This window comes from Bacteroides sp. AN502(2024) (assembly GCF_041227145.1).
In the GTDB taxonomy this organism is placed as follows: Bacteria; Bacteroidota; Bacteroidia; order Bacteroidales; family Bacteroidaceae; genus Bacteroides.
This window is the reverse complement of the sequence record NZ_JBGFSP010000003.1, coordinates 1,403,272-1,420,620: the sequence shown is the minus strand read 5'-3', so window position 1 is coordinate 1,420,620 and position 17,349 is coordinate 1,403,272. Positions and strand designations below refer to the sequence as shown.

General features: G+C 40.8%; 13 protein-coding genes and 1 pseudogene. 11 read left to right on the top strand and 3 right to left on the bottom strand.

Going from position 1 to position 17,349, the window contains the following annotated elements; genetic code table 11:
* Positions 1-69 precede the first annotated feature (69 nt).
* From AB9N12_RS05540 to AB9N12_RS05520, 5 genes are all read left to right on the top strand, one after another.
* Positions 70-330: a hypothetical protein gene (locus AB9N12_RS05540; protein ID WP_369890385.1), complete on the top strand. Its 261-nt coding sequence runs from the start codon at positions 70-72 to the stop codon at positions 328-330.
* 21 nt (positions 331-351) lie between these two features.
* A complete protein-coding gene (locus AB9N12_RS05535) occupies positions 352-1,962 on the top strand; it encodes a hypothetical protein (protein ID WP_369890383.1) in 1,611 nt (536 codons plus the stop codon).
* A 115-nt stretch (positions 1,963-2,077) separates the two neighbouring features.
* On the top strand, positions 2,078-3,265 hold the full coding sequence (locus AB9N12_RS05530; RefSeq protein WP_369890381.1) for a redoxin domain-containing protein: 1,188 nt from the start codon (positions 2,078-2,080) through the stop codon (positions 3,263-3,265).
* A gap of 54 nt (positions 3,266-3,319) precedes the next feature.
* Positions 3,320-3,943, top strand: a complete 624-nt coding sequence (locus AB9N12_RS05525; protein ID WP_369890379.1) for a DUF2059 domain-containing protein — start codon at positions 3,320-3,322, stop codon at positions 3,941-3,943.
* Between the two features lie 127 nt (positions 3,944-4,070).
* Positions 4,071-5,222, top strand: a complete 1,152-nt coding sequence (locus AB9N12_RS05520; RefSeq protein ID WP_369888970.1) for an IS4 family transposase — start codon at positions 4,071-4,073, stop codon at positions 5,220-5,222.
* Between the two features lie 305 nt (positions 5,223-5,527).
* On the opposite strand, the gene AB9N12_RS05515 is transcribed toward AB9N12_RS05520, so the two are convergent.
* Positions 5,528-6,595, bottom strand: coding sequence for a M20 family metallo-hydrolase (locus AB9N12_RS05515; RefSeq protein ID WP_369890377.1), 1,068 nt, complete (start codon positions 6,593-6,595; stop codon positions 5,528-5,530).
* Between the two features lie 110 nt (positions 6,596-6,705).
* On the opposite strand from AB9N12_RS05515, the pseudogene AB9N12_RS05510 reads away from it, so the two are divergent.
* The 5 genes and pseudogenes from AB9N12_RS05510 (at position 6,706) to AB9N12_RS05490 (ending at position 12,214) form a co-directional block, all read left to right on the top strand.
* A pseudogene (locus AB9N12_RS05510) lies at positions 6,706-8,512 on the top strand (long-chain fatty acid--CoA ligase).
* Positions 8,513-8,573: 61 nt separating this feature from the next.
* A protein-coding gene (gene prfB, locus AB9N12_RS05505) for a peptide chain release factor 2 (RefSeq protein WP_369890376.1) occupies positions 8,574-9,690 on the top strand; the annotation gives its coding sequence in 2 pieces (ribosomal slippage) (positions 8,574-8,636 and positions 8,638-9,690; 1,116 coding nt in all).
* A gap of 369 nt (positions 9,691-10,059) precedes the next feature.
* Positions 10,060-10,527: a CYTH domain-containing protein gene (locus AB9N12_RS05500; protein ID WP_369890374.1), complete on the top strand. Its 468-nt coding sequence runs from the start codon at positions 10,060-10,062 to the stop codon at positions 10,525-10,527.
* Positions 10,528-10,585: 58 nt separating this feature from the next.
* The gene (locus AB9N12_RS05495) at positions 10,586-11,878 is read left to right on the top strand and encodes an MgtC/SapB family protein (protein WP_369892814.1); all 1,293 of its coding nucleotides are present in this window, start codon (positions 10,586-10,588) and stop codon (positions 11,876-11,878) included.
* Between the two features lie 102 nt (positions 11,879-11,980).
* Positions 11,981-12,214 carry a hypothetical protein gene (locus tag AB9N12_RS05490; RefSeq protein ID WP_369890372.1) on the top strand — a complete coding sequence of 78 codons (234 nt, stop codon included), beginning with the start codon at positions 11,981-11,983 and terminating at the stop codon, positions 12,212-12,214.
* A 194-nt stretch (positions 12,215-12,408) separates the two neighbouring features.
* On the opposite strand, the gene AB9N12_RS05485 is transcribed toward AB9N12_RS05490, so the two are convergent.
* Complete coding sequence (locus AB9N12_RS05485) at positions 12,409-13,563, bottom strand: DNA/RNA non-specific endonuclease (RefSeq protein ID WP_369890370.1); 1,155 nt, start codon at positions 13,561-13,563, stop codon at positions 12,409-12,411.
* On the bottom strand, positions 13,560-14,585 hold the full coding sequence (locus AB9N12_RS05480) for an endonuclease/exonuclease/phosphatase family protein (protein ID WP_369890369.1): 1,026 nt from the start codon (positions 14,583-14,585) through the stop codon (positions 13,560-13,562). Before AB9N12_RS05480 ends, AB9N12_RS05485 begins: the two co-directional genes overlap by 4 nt.
* A gap of 200 nt (positions 14,586-14,785) precedes the next feature.
* Here AB9N12_RS05480 and AB9N12_RS05475 point away from each other — a divergent pair, with 200 nt between their 5' ends.
* Positions 14,786-17,314, top strand: coding sequence for a TonB-dependent receptor (locus tag AB9N12_RS05475; RefSeq protein WP_369890367.1), 2,529 nt, complete (start codon positions 14,786-14,788; stop codon positions 17,312-17,314).
* The last annotated feature ends 35 nt before the right edge of the window (positions 17,315-17,349 follow it).

Below are 17,349 nucleotides of genomic sequence, written 5' to 3'. Positions count from 1 at the left end.
GAGGCTGTTTTAAATCATTATAAACATGAACCTCAAAAGTTGAAAGCTGCAAAGTTTTTAATCTCTAATATGAGATATCATCATTCTTATTATTCGGAAAGGAATCAGCGCCAGCATCCATTGCTGGACTCTCTTACGAGGATGGCGGATTCTCTTCTATATCATTCGGTCTATTTGGCAACTGATGGCTTTCGTAATGAGAATGTACAAAGACTGATTGATAGTATTCGTACTGAATTTAGAGTAGGGTATGGAGTAAAGGTTTTGGAACAGCCTGTCAAAATTCTTTGGAAAGAAGATTATGATATGCATTGGATCAAAGCCGAGTGATTGATAAGCCATATAGATCAAATGTTTGAATTAAAGGAACAAATCGCCAGCTTAAGGCGGTTACCTACCGAAGATTTTTATGAATATGTTCTCCCTTATCGAAGTATACCGGATTTTTCTTTGATTGATTTTTCGGATGTTTATGCCGCGTTTATGAATAAATATCTGTCGGCTATCAATAAGGATTCTTTGCAGGAAGTGGTCCGAAGATATAACTATGTAATAGGTCGAACGCGCGAATTCTTTCCGCCTTATCCTTATAAAGAAGAAGTTGGTTATCAGGAGCTATTTTTTCATGGCTTTCATGATTGCATCCCGATTGCAAACTATGGTGCAACTATCTTGAAGGCTTGTGGCATACCTTCTGCCGTGGAATTTAATGTGGGTTATAAGAGTTTTCAAGGAAGGCATTATCATGCTGTAGTATTGGATGAAAACAAAAAATGGTTGGCTTTTAATCCGGAATCTTCGTGCCCCCAAAAGGATAATAGTTCTTTTAAGACTGAAGATGTGCTGAATATCTATCGCTTTATGTATTCAGAGCAAAAAGACACACCCTTTTTCTTAGAGAAAGAGGGGGAGTATATTCCTGATATTTTAGATTCTCCATTTATAAAAGATGTAACCTCGCATTTAATGAAGACCGTATCCCTGACTCTTCCTTACAAAGAATACGGAAATAATAATTTGGCATATCTTGCTGCATTTAATAGTGGTACACCAACCGGTCTAATTCCGGTGACATGGGGAAGCATTAACCGTTCGGATAAGAGGGTTACTTTCTCGTCCGTGATACCGGATAGGTTTTATTTCCCTATTTACTATACTCCATTTGGCAAATCACGTTCTTTTGGCAATCCTTTTTATCTGAATAAAGAGGGTAAAATGGAAAGGGTTGATATAGAGGGAAAACTTAAAAATGTAAATCTGATCCGTAAATTCCCCGCTAAGCGCTGGTTGGCGGAAAAAGCAGAACGGCTAATTGGTACTGTGATTCTGGCAAGCAATGAGCCGAATTTTAAAGAATGTGATACTGTTGGAGTAATATCAAAAACACTGTTGCCTTATTTTCAGGATATTAAGTTGGATATGAATAAAGGACCTTATCAATATTATAGAATAAGAACCACAAAAGAATTTCCTCATGCTACTATATCAGAATTGGAATTTATAACTGATGCCAGATATGGATATAAAAATGTAATTCCTGCCTCTCCTTTGCCTGTATTATCTCCTGATGATGTTTTATCTGTAGATAAGTTTGATGTAAGACTGATGGATGCACCTCTGGAACAGATTAAGTGGAAGGCTGAATATGATGGTAATCCACAGACATCTCCCGGTGCTTATCCGACCATCAGCTTCAATTTGAGTAAACCGCAATATGTCACGAAGGTAAGAATGATGCCATTGAATGCTGATAATGGTATTGTGCCGGGTAATCAGTACGAATTGTTCTATTGGAAGAATGGAGAATGGGAGAAGCTTTTAGAACAGCAACCTAAATTTAACCATATTGCAATTGAAGCCCATTCCGGCTCATTCTTCTGGCTCAGAAACATTACAGGTGGTAAAGAGGAACTTCCATTTTATGTAGACAACAATGGTGATCAAAGATTTATTTATCCTTAATTTTATTATTAGCAGTATAAAAGGTACATAGGGTGATAAAAACATATTATCTTTGAGTTCGAGATGATGAAAGTCTTCGTAGTAGATATATAGAAAAAAGAATATAAAGAAAACAATGAAAAGACAATTAATGATTTTGTGTCTCTTGTGCTTAGTCGCCATTTGCTCTTCAGCTCAGGAGAAATATGCAGTCAAAGGCATAGCCAATAAGGAATTGAATGAAAAGCAACTGTTTTTATGCCTACTCGATGATGGGGTAAAAACTAACGAAGTTATTTTAGATAGCGCGACAGTGAAAAAAGGGAAATTCTCTTTTTCGGGTATGGTCCGGATGCCCCGTATAGCTATAATAAAAGATATGGATGGAAAATTTTATCCATTAGTATTGGAGAAAGGCAGCATCTTACTGAATATTGAGAAGAATGAAAGGAGGGGGACACCTTTGAATGATACATTAAATATAGCCATCAACCAAATGAAGCCTACAATGGATAGCTTGATGAGAATGGATGAAGAGGTAAGAACCGAGCTCCAAGGATTAAAAGACGGAGGACTTGAAAAGATGAAGAATGACACTGCCTTTAACGCTAAAATTATGGAATATGGGAGAAAAGCAGGACTTCACGTAGAATCTTTAATGAAGTATGTGAATGATTATAAGAATAGTATGGTTGGAACATATCTTTTTCTTTGGGGTAGTAGTATGTTTTCTTTAGATAATATTGAAGTCCTGATGAAGGGAGCTTCGCCTGTTTTCTCGCAAAGCATTATAGTGAAAGACATCATTGAAATGAAGAAACTGTTTCAGCAGCGAGTAGAAGAAGAGATGAAAAAGAATATGTCTAAAGAACAATTAGAGGATCGAAATAAGAAACGGGAAATGGATGCAAAAATAAAGATTGGCGAACGTTTCCCGGATGCTAAAGTGAAAGACAATGCAGGTAACATGAAGCTCTTGTCCGATTATGTAGGAAAGGGAAAATATGTCTTGATTGACTTTTGGGCTTCATGGTGCGGACCTTGCCGGCATGAAATGCCCAATGTAAAAGCTGCCTATGAAAAATATGCTTCTAAGGGATTTGAGGTGATTAGCATATCCACAGATCGGAAACTGAAACCTTGGAGGGATGCTATTGAAGAACTTGGAATGATCTGGACGCAATTGCTGGATGTCGATGCTGCCGAAACATACGGGGTCTCCTATATACCAACAACTTATCTGATAGATCCTGATGGAACTATCATAGAAAAAAATCTGAGAGGCGAGAAACTGGAGAAAGTATTATCAGAGTTGTTTAAGTAAATAGATTATATATTGTACCTTTGTATCCGTTAGACAATTTAAAAATAAAAAATTATGAAAAACATTTTCCTTCCCAAAGTAATCATGTGTGTGATAGTATTGTTTACTTTCATTTCACCAACTTCTGCACAAGATAATCAAGACAAGACTGTGACAGATGAATATAAGTCTGCGTTGAAAAAGATTATGGAACTTTCCGGCACTTCGGGCACTACGGACGATCTTTTTCCGAAATTGCTCTCCGTAATGAAACTTAATGCTCCGGAAAAAGATGAGGCTTATTGGAAAGAGTTTACTAAAAACTGGAAAGAAAAATTAGAGAACAGAGTGATTGAAATATGTGCGCCTGTCTATCAGAAGCATTTGACTTTGGAAGACTTGAAGGCTGTCGCTGATTTTTATGATTCTCCTGTCGGCAAGAGATATAAAGAGAGTACATTAGGTGTGATGCGTGAAGCAATGCCGTTATTGGTACAGGAATTTCAAACGGGAATGTTCGAGGAACTGAAACCTCAGATGAATAGAAGAACTGCTGGAGGAGAACGTGCAAAGAAAGAAGCTGAACAAAGAAAGAAGCGTGACCGGAAATTGTGTGCGCAGGCTTACGCGCTTCCGGAAGATAGTATCGAGGTAGTTCCCGGAAGAGTGCACGAGCACGGAATGTCTACTGTCGTGTGAAAGAAATAGATATTCTTGAGTTGCCGCCAATATTGTCCTAAATAAATTGGGGGGAACAAATAAAAAGGAAGTAGAACTAAGGTAAAATGACTACCTTAGTAGCAAGCTACCAACTCATCTACTTCCTATGGCAAATATAACACTTTTCGCACAGGTAATATCACATCTCCCGAAAGAAAATATCAGGAAAATCATAAAATCTTCGGGGTCAGACAAGCATTGCAAGGGCTACAATACATGGAGTCAGTTTGTTAGCATGATTTTCAGCCAATTCTCAGGATGTGATTCAGTCAGAGATATCTCAAACGGGCTGAAATCAGCCACCGGCAACCTCAATCATTTGGGAATCAACCGTGCACCATCCAAGTCAACGGTAGCATATCAGAACGCCAACCGAGACAGTTCGGTTTTTCGCGGCATATTCTACTCGTTGTTTCAGTATTTCGGACAGCAAGCCCTATGGCAACGAAGAAAGTTCCGTTTCAAGATGCCGATAAAACTGCTCGACTCCACATTGGTGTCATTGACTCTGTCAATATATGACTGGGCACATTACACTACCACCAAGGGGGCGGTCAAGATGCACACGCTATTGGACTATGACAGTCTTTTGCCGGAGTTCGTGAATATCACCGATGGCAAAACCACCGACAACAAAGCTGCTTTTGATATTGAGTTACATCCGTATAGTATTGTAGTAGCCGACCGAGGCTACTGTGACTACTCATTGCTGAATAATTGGGACAGCAGCAACGTGTTCTTTGTAGTGCGTCATAAAGACAATATCCGGTACAAAGCCATAGAGGAGTTGCCTTTGCCTGAAAAACACGCTCAGAATGTACTTATTGACGAAATAATCGAGTTCGAACTCTCGGCGGCCAAATCCAAATATCCCAAACGTTTACGTCGCATCGCAGTATGGAACGATGAACACGGTTTTGAAATTGAGTTACTCACAAACAACTTCACATTGGCAGCATCAAGCATAGCGGCTCTGTACAAGGCTCGGTGGAACATAGAAATCTTCTTTCGCAACCTCAAGCAACTGCTACGCATCAAGAGCTTTATCGGCACATCCCGCAATGCCGTAGAGACCCAAATATGGACTGCTATGACTACAATGCTGATTCTGACATGGCTAAAGCACATCGCAAGATACAAATGGGCATTGGCTAACCTTGTGGTCACGCTCCGGCTGAACACATTTACCAAAATCGACCTCCAAAAATGGCTTGATCAACCATTTACACCACCTCCCGAAACCATCGAAAACGATTAGGGGGGATTGATTTTGAACTCTCGAGGCTATACTTAACAGTATAGTCAGTTAGCTCATGCTCAAAATTTATTTAGGACAATATTGAGTTGCCGCATGAAAAGGATAAAGAACAGTTGCCTTCTAATGACGATGGAAAGTCTAAATCATATTTTAATATAAAGGTGAAGGATTATCTGGTGACTCCAAAGAAAAATAAGAAAGTATATTTCTAAGTCTGAGGCGGAGGGTGTGTCAAAATCCCCTTTTTGAGGAAATTACCCCTGCTATAGCTATCTGTGGCAGGGGTGAATCTTTATATTTAGGCATTATGACACACCCTCGTCCAATAATTCCAGATAGATTCCGATAGCCTCTTCTATCTCTTTCAGCATGATATATTCCTCTGCCGTGTGTGAACGTGACGAACGTCCTGGACCTATTTTCACCGATGGAAAGGACATTAATGCCTGATCGGACAAGGTTGGAGAACCGAAAGGTACACGTCCCAGCTTCACAGCTTTTTGAACAAACGGATGTTTCTCGTCGATTCGTGAAGAGTTGAGGCGGAATGAACGGGCTTGAGCTTCGCAGGAGATATGTTTCTTGATTTCCGCAAACAGTTCTTCGTTCGAGTAAAGTTCGTTGCTTCGGATATCGACAACGAACGTACATTTGTCGGGAACGACATTGTGTTGTGTGCCGGCATTGATGACAGTGACACTCATCTTCACAGGTCCTAATAACGGTGATTCTTTCTCGAAACGATAATCGCGGAACCAGGCAATGTCGTCCAATACCTTGTAAATCGCATTGTCTCCTTCGTTGCGTGCGGCGTGTCCCGCCATACCTGTGGCAGTAACGTCCAATACCATTAATCCCTTTTCGGCAATGGCAGGTTGCATTTCCGTCGGTTCTCCTACGATAGCGAATGAAACAGGAGGAAGTCCAGGCAATATACTCTCAATTCCGTCCTTGCCCGAAACCTCTTCTTCGCACGAAGCAAGATAAATCAGGTTGTATTTTTGTGAAGTTCGACATAGTTGCATAAACACCTGTAATAAAGAAACAACGCTGGCTCCGGCATCATTGCTTCCCAAACCGTACAGTTTACCGTTTTCCTCGCGGGGGATGAACGGGTCTTTCCGCCAACCATTAACGGGTTTCACCGTGTCTATGTGGGAATTAAGTAAAATAGTCGGCTTTTTCAAATCAAACATAGGGCTAAAGCACCATACATTATTGCCTTTACGTCCGGTCTGTATGCCTGCCATTTCAATATAGTTTTGCAGGAAATCCGCAGCCTGCGTTTCTTCCCGGCTGATTGAGGGGATACTGATTATTGATTTTAGCAAGCTTACAGCCTCTGTTGCCATATACGGAATATCATATTTCATAGTGCAATTCTTTTATCTATATCTTAATCTTTGCACAAAGATAGTCGTTTTTGCGCAATAGTTTCAAATAAAACCAATACCTTTGTGCCATATTTACTAATCTAAAGAGTATGACTTATCATCATTTATCTGTCCTGGTCCATCGTCAGGCCGAAAAATATGGCGACAGGGTAGCGTTAAAATACCGTGACTATGAGAACAGCTCAATGGGTCCCTATTTCATGGAAGCAGTTCTCCGGAACCGTACGGCAGGCAGCTAATGCTTTCGTGGCATTGGGAGTGGAAGAACAAGAGAATATCGGTATATTTTCACAGAACAAACCCGAATGGTTCTATGTCGACTTTGGTGCATTTGCCAATCGGGTGGTTACTATTCCGTTTTATGCAACCAGTTCGCCTGCTCAGGCGCAATATATCATCAATGATGCGCAGATTCGTTACCTTTTTGTAGGTGAACAATATCAGTATGATGCTGCTTTCAGTATTTTCGGCTTCTGTGCTTCCCTGCAGCAGCTGATTATTTTTGACCGTTCGGTGGTGAAAGATCCTCGTGATGTATCTTCTATCTATTTTGATGAATTTATGGCGATGGGAGAGGGATTGCCGCATAATGATACGGTGGAAGAGCGTACGGGACGTGCTTCTTATGATGACTTAGCAAATATCCTCTATACTTCCGGCACAACGGGGGAACCGAAAGGAGTAATGCTTCATCATTCCTGTTATCTGGAGCAGTTTCGTGTACATGATGACCGTTTGACAACCATGTCGGATAAGGATGTGTCTATGAACTTCCTTCCGTTGACACATGTATTTGAGAAGGCATGGTGTTATCTATGTATCCACAAAGGTGTGCAGATCTGTATCAATCTCCGTTCGGCGGATATTCAGACAACGATTAAGGAAATTCGTCCGACACTGATGTGTAGTGTTCCCCGTTTTTGGGAGAAAGTGTATGCAGGCGTACAGGAAAAAATAAACGAAGCAACAGGATTGAAGAAAGCACTGATGCTGGATGCTATCCGGGTAGGCAGGATCCATAATCTGGATTATCTGCGTCTGGGAAAGACTCCTCCGGTGATGAATCAATTGAAATATAAATTCTACGAAAAGACGATCTATTCTCTGCTGAAAAAAACAATCGGTATTGAGAATGGTAACTTTTTCCCGACTGCCGGTGCTGCTGTACCCGATGAAATCAATGAATTTGTTCATTCGGTAGGAATTAACATGGTGGTCGGATATGGATTGACAGAGTCTACGGCTACTGTATCTTGTACATTACCCATTGGCTATGATATCGGTTCGGTGGGCGTTGTATTGCCGGGAGTTGAGGTGAAGATCGGGGAAGACAATGAAATTCTGCTTCGGGGTAAGACGATTACAAAAGGGTATTATAAGAAGGCGGAAGCTACAGCGGCTGCTATTGAGCCGGATGGCTGGTTCCATACGGGTGATGCCGGTTATTTAAAAAACGGACAGCTTTTCCTGATGGAACGCATTAAAGACTTGTTTAAAACATCGAACGGCAAGTATATTGCTCCGCAAGCTTTGGAAGCGAAACTGGTCATTGATCGTTACATCGATCAGATTGCTATTATTGCCGATCAGCGTAAATTTGTTTCTGCTTTGATCGTTCCTGTATATGGATACGTGAAAGAGTATGCAAAAGAGAAAGGCATTGAATATAAAACGATGACTGATCTGTTGTTGCATCCGAAGATTATAGGCTTGTTCCGTGCACGGATAGATACACTTCAACAGCAGTTTGCGCACTATGAGCAAATTAAACGTTTCACTTTACTTCCCGAACCGTTTAGCATGGAACGGGGAGAACTGACTAATACACTGAAACTGAAACGGTCGGTTGTTGCTAAAAATTATAGTGAACAGATTGAGAAGATGTACGAAGAATAGCTAACTTTTTGTAACTTTGCCGTTGAAACAGAAAGATTGTAAATAATAAAATGTAAATCAAATGATTACTATTGAACAACTTAAAGACGTGAAAGAGCGCACTGATGCGCTGAGGAGGTATCTTTGACATCGACGGGAAGAAAATTCAAGTTGAAGAGGAGCAATTAAGAACACAAGCTCCGGGATTCTGGGATGATCAGAAGAGGGCTGAAGCTCAAATGAAACTGGTGAAAGACCTGCAAAAGTGGATTGAAGGTTACAACGAACTCAAAACGCTGACGGATGAACTTGAACTGGCATTTGATTTCTACAAAGAAGAGCTGGTGACCGAGGAGGATGTGGACGTTGCTTATGCAAAAGCCAGTGAAGCGGTGGAGGCGCTCGAACTCAAGAATATGCTTCGTAATGAAGCCGACCAGATGGATTGTGTGCTGAAAATCAATTCAGGTGCCGGTGGTACGGAAAGTCAGGACTGGGCCTCCATGCTGATGCGTATGTATCTGCGCTATGCCGAGACGAACGGTTATAAGGCTACCATTGCCAATCTTCAGGAAGGTGACGAAGCCGGAATCAAGACCTGCACTATTAATATGGAGGGTGATTTTGCTTATGGCTATCTGAAGGGAGAGAACGGTGTGCACCGCTTGGTCCGCGTTTCTCCGTATAATGCACAGGGTAAACGTATGACTTCTTTTGCTTCCGTGTTTGTTACTCCGTTGGTAGATGATAGTATCGAAGTAAACATCGAGCCTGCCCGTATCTCTTGGGATACTTTCCGAAGTGGTGGCGCCGGTGGACAGAATGTAAACAAGGTGGAATCCGGTGTCCGTTTGCGCTATCAGTACAAAGACCCTTATACCGGTGAGGAAGAGGAGATTCTGATCGAGAATACCGAAACCCGTGACCAACCGAAGAACCGTGAGAATGCGATGCGTCAATTACGTTCTATCTTATATGATAAGGAATTGCAGCATCGGATGGCAGAACAGGCGAAAGTGGAAGCCGGTAAGAAGAAAATCGAATGGGGCTCCCAGATTCGAAGTTATGTTTTTGATGACCGTCGTGTGAAAGATCACCGTACCAACTACCAGACTTCCGATGTGAACGGTGTGATGGATGGCAAAATTGATGGTTTTATCAAAGCTTATCTAATGGAGTTCTCTTCACAGGAAGCATAAAAAATAAAATTAGCAAGTGTTATTTTTGGAAAGTTAGAAGATTTGTCTTTACTTTGTTTGCGTTGAACTTTAAAGCTAACTATTATGGGTAAGGGTAAGAAAAAAGTAGCGATTAGTAAGAAAGAGGAAGAGCAAGCCCAGAAGGTAGTCAAAATAGTGTTCGTCTCATTAATTATTTTGGCACTGATAATGTTGATTGCATTCTCCTTTTTCGGCTGATAAGTTCACCACAAATTACACGATTAACTTAGATTGTTTGGCTATGAATAGGATGAATATCGAAGCCGGTCTGTGTTAATCTGCGTAATCTGTGGTGAACTTTTTGTTTGGTAATGTTCCGTTTGGTAGGTACTTAATCACTTGGGTGGCATGGCACAAGAGATAGAACGTAAATTTTTAGTTATCGGTGAATTCAAATCTTCGGCTTTTGCGCAAAGTCACATTGTGCAGGGGTATATCAGCAGTGCTCGCGGGCGTACTGTTCGGGTTCGTATACGGGATGATAAAGGTTATCTGACAATAAAGGGAGCCTCTAATGCTTCCGGTACCAGCCGCTATGAATGGGAAAAGGAACTGCCCTTATCGGAAGCGGAAGAATTGATGAAACTTTGTGAACCGGGAATCATTGACAAGATCCGTTACTTGGTGCGTAGTGGCAGGCATGTCTTTGAAGTTGATGAGTTTTATGGTGAGAATGAAGGACTTATAGTGGCGGAGGTAGAGCTGGAATCAGAGGATGAAGCTTTTGTGAAGCCGCACTTTATCGGTGAGGAGGTAACGGGTGATATACGTTATTATAACTCGCAACTGATGAAAAAGCCGTATAAAACGTGGTGAGCGTTAACAAATAAACCGTATATTTGTTCTTATATAAAAAGGAGAGCAGTATATGGATATGGAACAGTTGTACGGTTATGTGCCGCGTGAATTGGTTACTTTTGTCTTAGTAACCTTATTTTCTTTACTAATCGGACTTTCACAGCGTCGGATTAGTTTAAAGCGTGAGGGGGAAACGACTCTTTTCGGAACCGACCGTACGTTTACCTTTATTGGCATACTGGGTTACTTGCTTTATATTTTAGACCCTACGGATATGCGTCTGTTTATGGGAGGCGGAGCGGTGCTGGGATTGTTGTTGGGATTAAACTATTATGTAAAGCAATCACAATTTCATGTCTTTGGCGTAACTACTATTATTATTGCTCTGATTACTTACTGCATGGCTCCTATTGTAGCTACACAGCCTTCTTGGTTCTATGTCATGGTGGTTGTGACAGTACTTCTGCTGACCGAACTCAAACATACTTTTACGGAATTTGCGCAACGAATGAAGAATGATGAAATGATTACGTTGGCAAAGTTCTTGGCTATCAGTGGTATTATATTGCCGATGCTTCCACATAAGAATCTGATTCCGGATATTAACCTGACTCCTTATTCTATCTGGTTGGCAACGGTAGTTGTATCCGGTATTTCTTATCTCTCTTATTTATTAAAGCGATATGTATTTCATGAATCCGGTACGTTAGTCTCCGGTATTATTGGCGGATTATATAGCAGTACGGCTACTATCTCGGTGCTTGCTCGTAAAAGCCGGAAAGCCTCTGAACAGGAAGCCACTGATTATGTTGCTGCCATGTTGTTGGCTGTCAGTATGATGTTTTTACGTTTTATGATACTGATATTTATTTTCAGTAGGGACATTTTCTTGTCTATCTATCCGTATCTGTTGACGATGGCAGTGGTGGCAGTTATGGTAGCCTGGTTTATTCACTCCCGGCAAAAGCGTCCGGAAGGCCAGCCCATAGCATCGGAAGAGGATGACAGCAGTAACCCGTTGGAATTTAAAGTTGCTTTGATCTTTGCCGTGCTCTTTGTGATATTTACTTTCTTAACTCATTATACACTCGTTTATGCAGGTACAGGTGGGTTGAATCTTCTGTCTTTTGTATCCGGTTTTAGTGACATCACTCCTTTCATATTAAACTTGTTGCAAAATACAGGCAGTGTGGCAGCCTTGATAATTACGGTTTGTAGTATGCAGGCTATCATCAGCAATATACTGGTTAATATGTTCTATGCTTTATTCTTTGCGGGGAAGGGGAGTAAACTCCGTCCTTGGATTTTGGGAGGATTCGGGGTGGTAATTGTTTGTAATCTTGTGTTGTTACTGTTCTTTTATCTTTAAAGATGAAGTGATAAACTATTTTTCATAGGCTCTAATTCTAAGGAATTGTTGTTTCATCGAATATAATCGATAAAATACAACTGTTTCTATCGACTATATTCGATGAAAATAGATTTTTATCTGGATGAAGTGCATAAGGCAATACAAGTATCATATAGTTTAAAAGATCCGGAGACTCGAAAACGAGAAGTAAACGCATTACTGAAACTGGCAGAAAATGTGGTAGTGGATGATTGGTGTATTATTACCAGAGACGAAGAGGAGATCATCGTAGAAGGAGAGAAGACGATTCGGGTGGTGCCGGTGTGGAGATGTTTGTTGGACGATGAAGAATGAATGGTTTCTGATTGGTTGGCAAGAAAACTTCTCAGTGTGTAAGGTCAAAAGTAAATTGCCCCATTAATCTGTTCTTTTTTTAGATGCAAATAGCACAGATGAGCAGATCCTAAATCTGCAAAATCTGTGCTATGAAAAAAGACTTTCAGGTGTTTTGATACTTCTTCCTGAATATTTATAGCGAATGTATCTTTTTACCAAGACCAGTCGCTCTCTTTGTAATTTGTCTCTACTGTTGTCTCGATCTCATCAGGTAGATTATGATAGAAATCAAGCCCGGTTATGGATTCTAACTCATCGATAGATTTTGCACATGCTTTAATATTTTTTGATTTGTCGCTTTTGTGCTCTATATAAAATCCAATAGCTTTGTACTGTCCATTCTTGTAAGATAAGATTGTACTGAAGTAATATTTAGGTATCTTGACGCCATACGTACTTGTTTCCAGTATCGCATAATCTATGGATGTTCCTTTCACAATGTAAGTTGTATCTTGAGGATTTGATACCTTTGCCCACTCCTGTACTTTGTTCTCTATCGCATCCCAAGTACTTCCACCTTGGTTGAATCCGGTTATTAGTTGCGGACTGATATTAGAATAATAGAATGTCTGACTATTTGCTTCACGGCTATATAATCTGTCACTTGAAGCTACCATGTGTCCTCTATTATACGGTGAGTAGTAGTCTTTTTTGTCAGTCCTGTATTGTGCCGGAATATTAGTATCTGGTTTATAATCGTCTTTACGATCCACATTCTTTTGAGAAGTCACATTGTCAAAAGTCAATGCTACCCAACGTACATGTTTTTTCGTACAATCGTATTCATAACTGTAAGTGACAGTCTTTTTTCCATTCTCTGTAGTTGTCCAGGTATGAAAAATGTTCATGCTTCCACCTTTCAGTTTAGGAATTTCGATTCTTCCTGCATATCCCGAAGGCTTTTCGGGATCCGGTTCTGGAGCAGGATCAGGATTCGAGCCATTGCCGGCTAATTGTTTGAGTGTAAACTCTGCTTTTTCTTTTCCCGCTATGATTGTAATAATGACACTTCGTTCAGCTCCGGTATTTGCTTTTATGTATCCGCTGATAGAACCGTTTCCATTGCCGGATGTTCTGCTCAATGTACACCAAGTCTCACTGCTTGAAGCCTGCCATGCACCATCGGCTTTTACGCGAATGATAAATCCGCCTCCGTTTCCATTGATTTGCGTTTGGTCAATAGAGGCGATTCCTTGATTCGTATTGCCCGGGTTATTGGGGATTTCGGGACGATCCTGTTCACTACATGAGATTACTGTGCTACAAGTTATGAACAGGATGAATAGTTTAAATAATGCTTTTGTCATTTCACTTCTTTAATTAGATAAATAATAGTAGGCAAGTGGTCGCTATATCCGTTTAGCCATACACCGCCTGCTTGCGTCCGTTTAGGATATCCTTTGTATTTCCCTTCTTTTTGGAACATAAAATCGCGGCGGAAGATTTCATGTTTGTAGAACTTCAGTGTGTTGCGGTCAGTGCCTAATAGATTTCCGGTAAATACGATTTGATCGAACAAATTCCATTTACCTTTGTACATCAGAGTTCCGTATCCTTTCTTCAACGTATCCCACCAAGGATTGTACAAGTCTGTGGATTCTACATCAGCAGGCTTCCGTTTAGCCCCAAGTGATACAGCCATACTTTTATTCATCGGATCATCGTTCATATCCCCCATGATCACAATTTTGGCCGTGGAGTCTTCTCTTAATAGTGAGTCTTTGATAGCTCTAACCTGCTCTCCCGCACGTTCACGTGCCGGAGAAGCAGCAGCTCTCGAAGGCCAGTGATTGACGATAAAGTGCATCTTCTCTCCTGCCATATTACCGCTGGCAATTAGGAAGCCGCGCGTCTTATGTACTGTGTCATTGATATATACATAAGGTACGAGCTTGCTATTTGTCAGTTCAAACAGTTTGGGGTTATAGAAAAAAGCACAGTCCACACCCCGTTTGTCTTCTCCTTCGTGGTGAACATACCGGTAACCTCTGTCCGCTAAAGCAGGTTGTTTCAGTATGTCTTCCAATACTTTGTAATTTTCGATTTCGGAAACGCCGATAATGGCAGGCCCCATTGGCAACTTGTCGGTACTTAACATACTCAATATTTCCGACATGTTTTTCAGCTTAGCCTTATACTTCATCGTATTCCATTGATTAGTACCGTTAGGAAGATACTCGTAGTCATTCTTACCTTCATCGTGAATGGTATCAAACAAATTCTCCATATTGTAGAACGCTACACTGTAGAGGGCAAATTTCTTTTCCTGTCCGTAGGCCATGAGGACGAAAAGAGCGAGTACACCTAAAGTCATTAAGCTTTTTTTCATCTTTAAAATTGATTTTAAAAGTGGATAATTTGTCATTTGTATGACAAATATCTAAAAAGAAAACGGAAAAATCACCTTTACTAGCTACTTTTTTTGTAAGAAACATTGTTATTCATAAAATTCTTTGTTATTTTGCATAGAAACTTATTTCATTTGTGTTGCAACTAGAAAGACCAATTAACATTAATATAAATTAAATTATGAAACAACGACTAGGGTTATCGATCGTGCTAATTTGCTTAATGCCAGCACTTTTTGCACAGCAAAAAGCAAAGCAAAACGCTCGTGAGGACAATGCTTCTTTCATGTTTACAGAATCACAATTGAATGAGGATGATGATGCAGCACAGAGCACATCTGCATTGGTCACCTCTAACAATGATGTTTATCTGTCAAATGTAGGTTATCTGTTTAGCCCAATGAGATTTCGTGTGAGGGGATATGATTCCCAGTATAGTGACATGTATATCAATGGGGTGCAGTTTAATGATGCAGAAACAGGACGGTTCAGTTACGGATTAATAGGAGGATTAAACGATGTTACCCGTAATAAGGAAGGGATCGGTCCTTTCGAAATTAACAACTTTACTTTCGGAGCTATAGGGGGAGCTTCCAATATCAATTTACGTGCCAGCCAATATGCGGCCGGTTCAAAACTAACTTTATCAGGTAGTAACCGCAACTATATCTTGCGTGGAATATATACTTATTCTACAGGTCTGATGAATAATGGATGGGCATTTACCGGTTCATTGGGATATCGTTGGGGTAACGAGGGAAATATTGAAGGCATCAAGTACAACTCTCTATCTTATTTCCTCGGTGCTGAGAAAGTGTTCAACGATCGTCATAGTCTCTCTTTGGCAACTTGGGGAACACCGACAGAGAGAGGGCAGCAAATGGCGGCAACCGAAGAAGCTTATTATTTAGCAAACAGTCATTATTATAATCCGAACTGGGGATATCAGAATGGAGAAAAACGAAATGCACGTATTGTACGTCAGTTCGAGCCATCGGCTATTGCTTCATGGAATTTCACCATTGATGATAATAAGAAGTTAGTGACGAGTGCCGGATTCAAATATTCCAATTATGGCAAAAGTGCTTTGGGTTGGAATGGTAACGCAGCCGATCCGCGCCCGGATTATTATAAAAAGTTGCCCAGCTCCATCTTCGACGTGTGGGAATCTGTTCCTACTGCCGATGAGCTGCAGCAGTTTAATGAGGTGACCAATAATTGGAAGAACAATAAAGCTTATCGTCAGTTAGATTGGGATGCTCTTTATTTTGCCAATAAACAGGCAAATGCATTAGGCAAAGAGACACTTTATTATGTGGAAGAGCGTCATGAAGATCAGTTGGCTTTCAACTTGAGTTCTGTATTCAATCATCAATGGAATGAACGTAATAGTTACGTTGCAGGGATTGCCGTGAATACAACGAAAGGTATGCATTACAAAAAAATGAAAGACTTGCTGGGCGGACAGCTTTATACGGATGTCGATAAGTTTGCTGTACGTGACCATGGAGCTAGCTCCGGCATGGTGCAGAATGACCTTGATAATCCTAACCGTCGTATCGGTGAGGGTGATAAATTCGGCTATGACTATAATATCTATGTGAATAAGCAGAGCGCATGGGTACGTTATCAGGGTAATAATGGCAGATCATTAAATTATTTTGTTTCCGGTAAGATCGGATCTACACAAATGTTTCGTGACGGATTGATGAGAAACGGACGTGCTCCGTTGAAATCACTTGGTAGCAGCGGTACGGCGAAGTTCCTCGAAGGAGGTGTAAAAGCCGGTTTGAATTGGGCGATTAATGGTAACCATTCTTTTACACTGAACGCCGGATATGAAGAACGTGCACCGTTGGCTTATAACTCATTTATCGCTCCGCGTATTAAGAATGACTTTGTGAGAGACCTGAAAACCGAGCGTATCATTGGCGGTGATTTGACTTACAACTTCAATGCTTCATGGGTGATGGGACGTCTGACAGGTTACTATACTCGTTTCCAGAATCAGGTAGAGATGGATGCTTTCTATAATGATAGCGAAGCACGTTTCACTTATCTGTCAATGAACGGCATTGAAAAGGAACATTGGGGAATAGAGGCTGCGGCTACTTTTAAACTGACAAGTGAACTTTCATTGACAGCTATCGGTACTTGGAGCGAGGCTAAGTATATCAATAATCCGGATGCTGTAATGACGTATGAAAGTGAGAACGAATCAAAGAACGACCGTGTTTATACTGAAGGTATGCGTGCGAATGGCACTCCGCTCTCTGCTTATAGCCTTGCTTTGGATTATAACGTAAATGGCTGGTTCTTCAATTTGACCGGAAACTATTATGATCGTGTATATATCGATTTCTCAAGCTATCGTCGTCTGGGCAGTGTCTTGGATAAAAGCGGTGCCGGTGTGGATGCTAATGGAAATCCGGTTCTCAATATACCGGGTCAGGAGAAACTGGATGGCGGATTTATGTTGGATGCTTCTATTGGAAAATATATCCGTTTGCGCAATGGAAAGAGCATTAGTCTTAACTTGAGTCTGACTAATATATTGAACAATACAGATTTGCGTACAGGCGGTTTCGAGCAGAACCGTGATGACAATTACAAAGACGGTGACGCACGTATTTACAAGTTTTCCAAAAACTCTAAGTATTTCTACGCATTCCCGTTCAATGCTTTCTTGAACATTGGCTATAGATTTTAAGAATGTGTAGTTATCAATCCAAAACAATAAGAAAG